The 6,363-nt window shown below is 58.1% G+C and carries 6 protein-coding genes and 1 pseudogene; 4 read left to right on the top strand and 3 right to left on the bottom strand.

The window, feature by feature from the left end:
- Window positions 1-56: 56 nt before the first annotated feature.
- Genes GSQ76_RS19835 through GSQ76_RS19820 form a run of 4 tightly spaced genes read left to right on the top strand, consistent with a single transcriptional unit; the run spans window position 57 to window position 2,814 of the window.
- The gene (locus tag GSQ76_RS19835) at window positions 57-632 is read left to right on the top strand and encodes a carbohydrate ABC transporter permease (protein ID WP_158745847.1); all 576 of its coding nucleotides are present in this window, start codon (window positions 57-59) and stop codon (window positions 630-632) included.
- Window positions 629-1,453: a carbohydrate ABC transporter permease gene (locus tag GSQ76_RS19830; RefSeq protein ID WP_158745846.1), complete on the top strand. Its 825-nt coding sequence runs from the start codon at window positions 629-631 to the stop codon at window positions 1,451-1,453. The genes GSQ76_RS19835 and GSQ76_RS19830 overlap by 4 nt, the downstream gene beginning before the upstream one ends.
- Before the next feature lie 9 nt (window positions 1,454-1,462).
- Window positions 1,463-2,425, top strand: a complete 963-nt coding sequence (locus GSQ76_RS19825; RefSeq protein WP_216851183.1) for a sensor histidine kinase — start codon at window positions 1,463-1,465, stop codon at window positions 2,423-2,425.
- On the top strand, window positions 2,425-2,814 hold the full coding sequence (locus GSQ76_RS19820; protein ID WP_158745845.1) for a response regulator: 390 nt from the start codon (window positions 2,425-2,427) through the stop codon (window positions 2,812-2,814). Before GSQ76_RS19825 ends, GSQ76_RS19820 begins: the two co-directional genes overlap by 1 nt.
- Window positions 2,815-3,183: 369 nt before the next feature.
- Here GSQ76_RS19820 and GSQ76_RS32030 read toward each other — a convergent pair.
- The 3 genes and pseudogenes from GSQ76_RS32030 to GSQ76_RS19805 form a co-directional block, all read right to left on the bottom strand.
- Window positions 3,184-3,390 (bottom strand): annotated as a pseudogene (locus tag GSQ76_RS32030) (IS66 family transposase zinc-finger binding domain-containing protein); the annotation flags it as partial.
- Window positions 3,391-4,712: 1,322 nt separating this feature from the next.
- Window positions 4,713-5,774, bottom strand: a complete 1,062-nt coding sequence (locus tag GSQ76_RS19810) for a glycosyltransferase (RefSeq protein ID WP_158745843.1) — start codon at window positions 5,772-5,774, stop codon at window positions 4,713-4,715.
- Window positions 5,771-6,363 (bottom strand): glycosyltransferase (locus GSQ76_RS19805; protein ID WP_158745842.1); only part of this gene is annotated, 593 nt, incomplete at its 5' end. The genes GSQ76_RS19810 and GSQ76_RS19805, both read right to left, overlap by 4 nt.

Genomic DNA, 6,363 nt, shown 5'->3' with positions numbered 1-6,363 from the left:
CCCATTAAGCCCTAACCTCAAGAAAGTACATAACACCCTCTAAGCCTGGACACGGCGTGGGCGCCTTGCGTACTGCGGTGCTGTTGCCCATCACCGTGTCGATTGCGCTCACCTCGGTCATGTGGAACTTGCTGTTGGACCCGGGCGTCGGTCCGGTGAACGGCCTGCTGCGTAGCCTGGGGCTCGCTGCCCAACCATTTTTCCGCAGCGAGGGGCAGGCACTCCCCAGCTTGATCGCGATCTGTACCTGGCGCGGTGTCGGCTATTGGATGTTCTTCATGCTGGGAGGCCTTTCGGCCATTCCGCCGGAGGTGAATGAAGCAGCGGCGATCGATGGCGCGGGTGCGTGGCGCAGGTTGTGGCACATCACTCTTCCCTTGATGCGGCGCTCGTTTGGCTTTGTGCTAATTGCCGACACCGCGGCGAACTTCCTGCTCTTCGCACCGGTTTATGTCATTACTGCAGGAGGACCAAACGGAAGCACCTCACTGCTGATGTTCGAGGCGTATCGCGCTGCCTTCACCCTGCTGGATAATGGCCGCTCGTTGGCGATCTCGACCGTGATCCTGGTAATCGTTGGCGCCGTCGCCATGCTCGAGCTGCGCTTCTTTCGGGCGGAGGACGCTGCATGAAACGACGCAGAATTCTGCGCTATGTAGCCATGTTAGCCGTTGCGGTGCTCGCCCTGCTGCCGCTCTACTGGCTGCTGATCTCGTCGATCAGACCGGCAAGTGACATCTTCCGCTATGGTGGCCGGTTCTCGTGGCACACTTTAATCCCGAGCCAATTGACGCTTGAAAATTATACCGAACTTACCCGTGGCGATTTCCCCTTGGCCATCGGCAACTCGGTGTTCGTTTCCGTCGTGACGGTGGTGGTGGCGTTATTTGTGAATTCAATGGCTGGATTTGGGTTTGCAGCTTTTCAGTTCCGGGGCCGGGCGACCCTCTTCGTTTTAGTGCTAGCCAGTTTTATGATGCCGTTCGAGTCAATTGTGATGCCCCTCTACACGTTGATCCGGTTCTTGGGTTGGACGGATAGCTACCAAGCGCTGATCCTGCCCGAGGTGGCAAGCGGGCTGTCTATCTTCCTGTTCAGCCAGTTCTTCGCCGCCGTCCCGCGGGAGTTGTACGAGGCAGGGCGGATCGACGGTGCGAGTTGGTGGCAGATCTATTGGCGGTTGGTTCTGCCGCTATCGGGGCCGACTATCGCCACGGCGGCGTTGATGCAATTTATCCAGCAATGGGACGCCTTCTTCTGGCCGATTGTCGCCGCCAGCTCACCCGACAAAGTGATGATACAGGTTGCCATTGCCCGGCACGCGAACATGGAAACGGCGAACTGGGGCGGTCTGTTCGCCTCGGCCTCGGTGTCTGTGCTGGTGGCGGCGCTGCCGTTTTTGGCGCTGCAGCGCTATTACATACGCACGATGATGCATTCGGGTGGCAAGTAGCACTAGGGGTTGAGCGAGGAGCATCTCCGTCAAGAGATGCGGCTCGTAGAGCTGTCGCGCTCGCCTATCTTCGTCTGGGATTTCGACGGGGGCATTCTGAAATGGAACAGAGGCAGCGAGGATCTTTATGGGTTTGGCCGCGATGAGGCGATCGGACAGTCAAAAGAGGCGCTTTTGCATCCCATCGTCCCGGGATCAACCTTCCAGGCACTGCGGGAATCCTTGCTGAGCCGGGTTCAATGGAAAGGCGAGGTGCATCACCGGACGAAAAGCGGCAAGATCATCCAGGTCGAGAGCGAAATTGAACTCGTGCTCGTCAACGGACGTCGTCTTGTACTAGAGAGCACACGAGACATCACAGAGCGGAAACGTTGGGAAGAGCAGCAGAAGCTTCTCCTCGACGAGTTAAGCCATCGCGTGCGCAACACACTCACCGGTGTCCAATCGATGGCGCGTCAAACCCTCCGTAATACACAATCTGGTGCCGATTTCGTCGAGAGATTCGAAGGACGACTCTCGTCCCTGGCCCGCGCTCACAAGATCTTGGTCGATTCCGAATGGAAGGGTGCCGAGTTGACGGCGTTGATTGAATCCAAACTCCAGGTTCACACAAGCGATGCTTCGGGACGTATCCAGGTGGATGGCGAGCCGCTCACACTGCCTCCCGACTTGGCCACTCCATTCGGCCTGATTCTGCATGAGCTTGCAACCAACGCGACCAAGTATGGTTCACTCTCCTCTGAGACAGGGACGGTCCTGGTGCGATGGAGCGTGAGACCAGATGGAACTGAGAGCATTTTGAATTTTCTATGGCACGAAGCCGGGGGACCTCCGGTAGAGATCCCCAGTCGTAGGGGCTTCGGTAGCAGTTTGATCGAAAGAGGACTGACCGGCGCGGCTGTTCATAGAGACTTTCTGCCAACGGGCTTCGTCTGCACGATTGACGTTCCTCTAGCCAAAAGCCTCGCCTGATGGAGCTATCATCGCATTCTCAATCAGGTGCGCGCCTTGACGGCGTTCGCGTTCTTGTCGTCGACGATGAGATTCTGATTGCGCTCGACATTGAAGCCACTCTGACTGAAGCAGGCGCCCACGTCGTCTCCCTGTGTATCACACTAGCCGAGGCATTGTCAGGCGCAACCCTACCGAACATTTCCGCTGCCACTCTTGATATTCGACTTGGTCGCGATACAAGCGAAGCTGTGGCTATGCTGTTAAGCGAGCGTGGCATTCCATTCCTATTCTACAGTGGCCAGCGCCTGCCCGACGAAATAAGGCACCAATGGCCTTTCGGTTCACTGGTTGTTAAGCCGGCCGAACCACGCCAATTGGTCGATGCTGTTGCTGCTCTGCTGCGCTAATCCGTCCGCATGGTTTGGAAGGATCGCCATTCCAGCTGATCTATCAAGAATGGCCATTGGGTTCCAGCTGACGCGCATGAGGCATTGCCGAGGCCCCGGCCGAGTGCCAGAACAGCCAGTAGCTGCCCGCTGCGCTAGCCTAGCTCGACTTGGTTCGACCTGCTGGGTAGGGTTCGATGCAAAAGGATAGCAATGGCGGCAACTCCTCAAGTCTGGTCACGTAAGTGGATCGCGGCGGGTTTCAGCTACCGCATCGTGGACGTTTCCTCCCGAAACTTCGACGGCATCGAAGGTGCCGTTGCTTCTTCGGCGGGATAGCCCTCGCCCCCGCAGCGCCGAAAAGACAACGTCTCTTAACCGGAATAAATGCCTGGCTATCGTCTCGCACAAGCGGCAGACATATTCAGGCCGGATATGCTGGATCACTTTGAGCTTGGCAGGGATTTTTTCCAGCGTCTCGGTAACGGTTTCGCCCAGTTTGCTCAACCGAGCCAGGTCACAGCTACCGCAACTGCAAGCAATCTATGGGGCGTTACCCACGATCTCCCGGGGCAAGTGCGCCGGCAAAGGTTTGCGTCCCGTCGGTCTGCAGGGCGATGGGACCTGGGGCTTGGTTCGTCTGCTTCACATCTCTGGCCCTGACAGCGATGTCGACGAAAAGCGGCTGAAGGAGCAATGGCAAACCGATATCGTCCATCCAATGGACAGCCGAGGAGTTAAAGCGCCAAAGCTTTGTCTTGCTTCCAACGTTTTACCGAGAAATGCATGAGCCTTTTCAGAGCTTATTGTCGAACTAGATGATGAGACGCCCGGTCGATCGGTTGCAGTGATGATCCCGGAAGTTGTCAAGCGCCGCTGGTGGAGAACATCCTCCACACGAACCTTGGTGCACGTCTTCGAAAGATGCCTCTCCGGCCGGAAATGCGCGCGTGTGCCATGGCGAGATAAATGACAAAGGAAAGACTTCGTACTTGGGGATTTGTGGAGCCTCACAAATTTAGGTCGGCTACGATCCGGGCTATGACTGTCTCCCAATCGCCTGGGCTTGGCTGCCGGTACAAGCGCATCGAAGGATACCAAGGTGAATCTGACCTATCCATCATCCACCGCCAGTCGCTGTCATGCTTCACCAGAAGCCACGTTGGAACATTGAGTGCGCCAGCGAGGTGGGCGATCATTGTGTCGACTGTGATGACCAAGCGAAGCGACTTGAGCAGACGCGCCGTGTCGATAATAGCGGCGGGACACCCCAATGGATTCAGCACGCGGAGGTCGGTCGGACCCGGGCAAAGCGACACGCAAGAATGCTGTGTTAGCGGGACAAGAAGGGAGGCTGGCATTGAACGCTCGGAGTTCCATCCGCCCGCCTTCCAACACAGCCCAATCGCGTCCTCGTAGTTAGGCGGACCTGGTGAGATTTGCAGGTATGGCGGCGGCAGAAGCGCCGGCTCCATCCGCAACGCAGCCCCGAGTTCCATGATTTCAATATCGCATCCGGCAGGTTTGGCTGGACTTAGCGGATCAAACCCAACCAGTCGATCAATGCCAGACATAGTCTCTAAGAGCGGGATCAGCTCCGGCTGTGTCTCCACTGTGAGCGACGCGACCTGGTGACCAAGAGCGGGAAGATACCGGGCAAATTGAAGCGTATCACCCAGCCCATGATAGCAGCGGACCAGAACATGCAGCCCCACTAGCGGACGACCATCCCAAACCCATCGTAGATGGTATGGAAGCCGGGGATCGTCGCGCGTTGTCGGGTCGCTGTCCGCCCGCACCCTATCGCTTAGCCGCCAGGCGGTTTGATAGTCCCCGCGCTTCATCGCCGCCACCCATGCAGTCCCTGAGTCGTCTGTCACCGAAACGCTGTCCACCTGAGCAACGCGTTGCTGTTTCGATCATGCACGGGGGGCAGAGAGGTAGGCTTCGAGTTCAGTGGCCCTGCGCCCCGCATCGTGCTCAGCCAACACGCGGCGACGCCCGGCCGTCCCCAATGCCACGCGTTTGTCCTCCGGCAGTTCAAGCAGCGCAGCGAGAACATCATCCGCCCCACAGGCCAGAAGAATTTCGGATCCAGGTTCGAGTAACGTGCCCAATCCCTCCCAAACATCTGATATGATGGGCGTCCCGCACGCCGCAGCCTCGAAGAGACGCACGCTGGGACTCCACCCGGCGGCGATCATGTCAGCGCGTGTGACATTGAGCGTGAAGCGGCTGGCGGCGTAGAACCCTGCATGCTCCGCGGGTGGTAAATGTTCGATGCGCTCCACGTTGCTCGGCCAAGCAATATTGGCAGGGTATTGTGGTCCAGCAACCACGAAACGCAAATGAGGGTTACGGCGCGCGGGTTCAAGCAGAAGACACTCCAGCGGGGGTTGTCTGTCGGGACTATATGTGCCCAGGTAACTCAGATCCCACCGCGCCGGCAAGCCGAGGGGCCGGTAAGCACTAGTATCCACTGTGCAATACAGCGGCCGCGCCGCAGGTGATCCATAGTGCTGCTCCAGCCGCTTCAGCGTAGGGCCGCCCGTGAAGGACAGATACAGGTCGAACTCAGGGATTGAGGCAAGAGAGAGATAGTCCTCATCGCCTGCAGCAAGCTTGGCAAGCGTCACCGGCGTGTCAATGTCGTAAAACGCAACGACACCATGAGCGACAGCGCGAACGAACCGTGCCACTTCGACTCCTTGCGGCGTATAGGAGCCGACAATCACCGCATCCGCGTGCGCAATGTCGCTACGCCAGGTCTCCAACTCCGCTAAACTGTCGTAGAAGGCTAGACGGCACCAGCTAGGATTGGGCAAATCCCGGCGATCACCCGCGTACCACGGTGCGTCACGCTCTAGAAAAAGCACGGTGTGCCCACGCTCGACGAACGCGCTTAGAAGCGACCTGTAGGTGGTAGCATGGCCGTTGCCCCATGAAGACGATAGCGTCAATCCAAGGACGACCAGTCTCATGCTACTTCCTGCTTAGTCGCTGAGAGGATCCTTAGCAAATTATCTACCTCGGCCCCTCGAAGGGCGTATGTGTGCTCCGCCAGCACGCGCCGCCGCGCAGACTCTCCAATCCTATGGGCACGCTGCGGGGTAAGGGCCGTCAAATGGTCGGCCACATCTTGCCCATCGCGGGCCACAAGCACTTCGGAATTGGGCTGTAAAAACTGCTCGATGCCCTCCCAAGCATCGGTGATCAGGCAGGCGCCAGCGCCCGCAGCCTCAAACACGCGCGTCGCCGGTGAATATCCAACAGCCGCCATAGAGTCACGAGCCACATTCAACACAGCCAATGGCGAGGTGTTGAATGCATTGTGATCGGCCGTGCCAACATGGCCTATTCGAGTCACATTGGCACTCATCGCCTTATCCTCCCAGCCGGAGCCACCGATTAGGAAGCAACGGCTGGGTAGCCGCGAAGCGGCTTGCAAGAAAAAAGACTCAACCCGAGCTTCCCGATCCGGCAGGCGATTGGCGAGGAATCCAAGATCGCCCGAGAAACGTAGTTCGGCAGGAACGGGGTAGTGAGTTGTCGGGTCTAACGCATTGTAAA

The sequence above is a fragment of the Acidisphaera sp. L21 genome, assembly GCF_009765685.1.
In the GTDB taxonomy this organism is placed as follows: Bacteria; Pseudomonadota; Alphaproteobacteria; order Acetobacterales; family Acetobacteraceae; genus LMUY01.
This window is presented reverse-complemented; position numbering and strand designations above follow the sequence as displayed.

Bases quoted from the DNA above. Each gene is read 5' to 3' on its own strand.
- GSQ76_RS19830 (WP_158745846.1), top strand. From the start codon at position 629: ATGAAACGACGCAGAATTCTGCGCTATGTAGCCATGTTAGCCGTTGCG.
- GSQ76_RS19820 (WP_158745845.1), top strand. From the start codon at position 2,425: ATGGAGCTATCATCGCATTCTCAATCAGGTGCGCGCCTTGACGGCGTT.
- GSQ76_RS19810 (WP_158745843.1), bottom strand. From the start codon at position 5,774: ATGAGACTGGTCGTCCTTGGATTGACGCTATCGTCTTCATGGGGCAAC.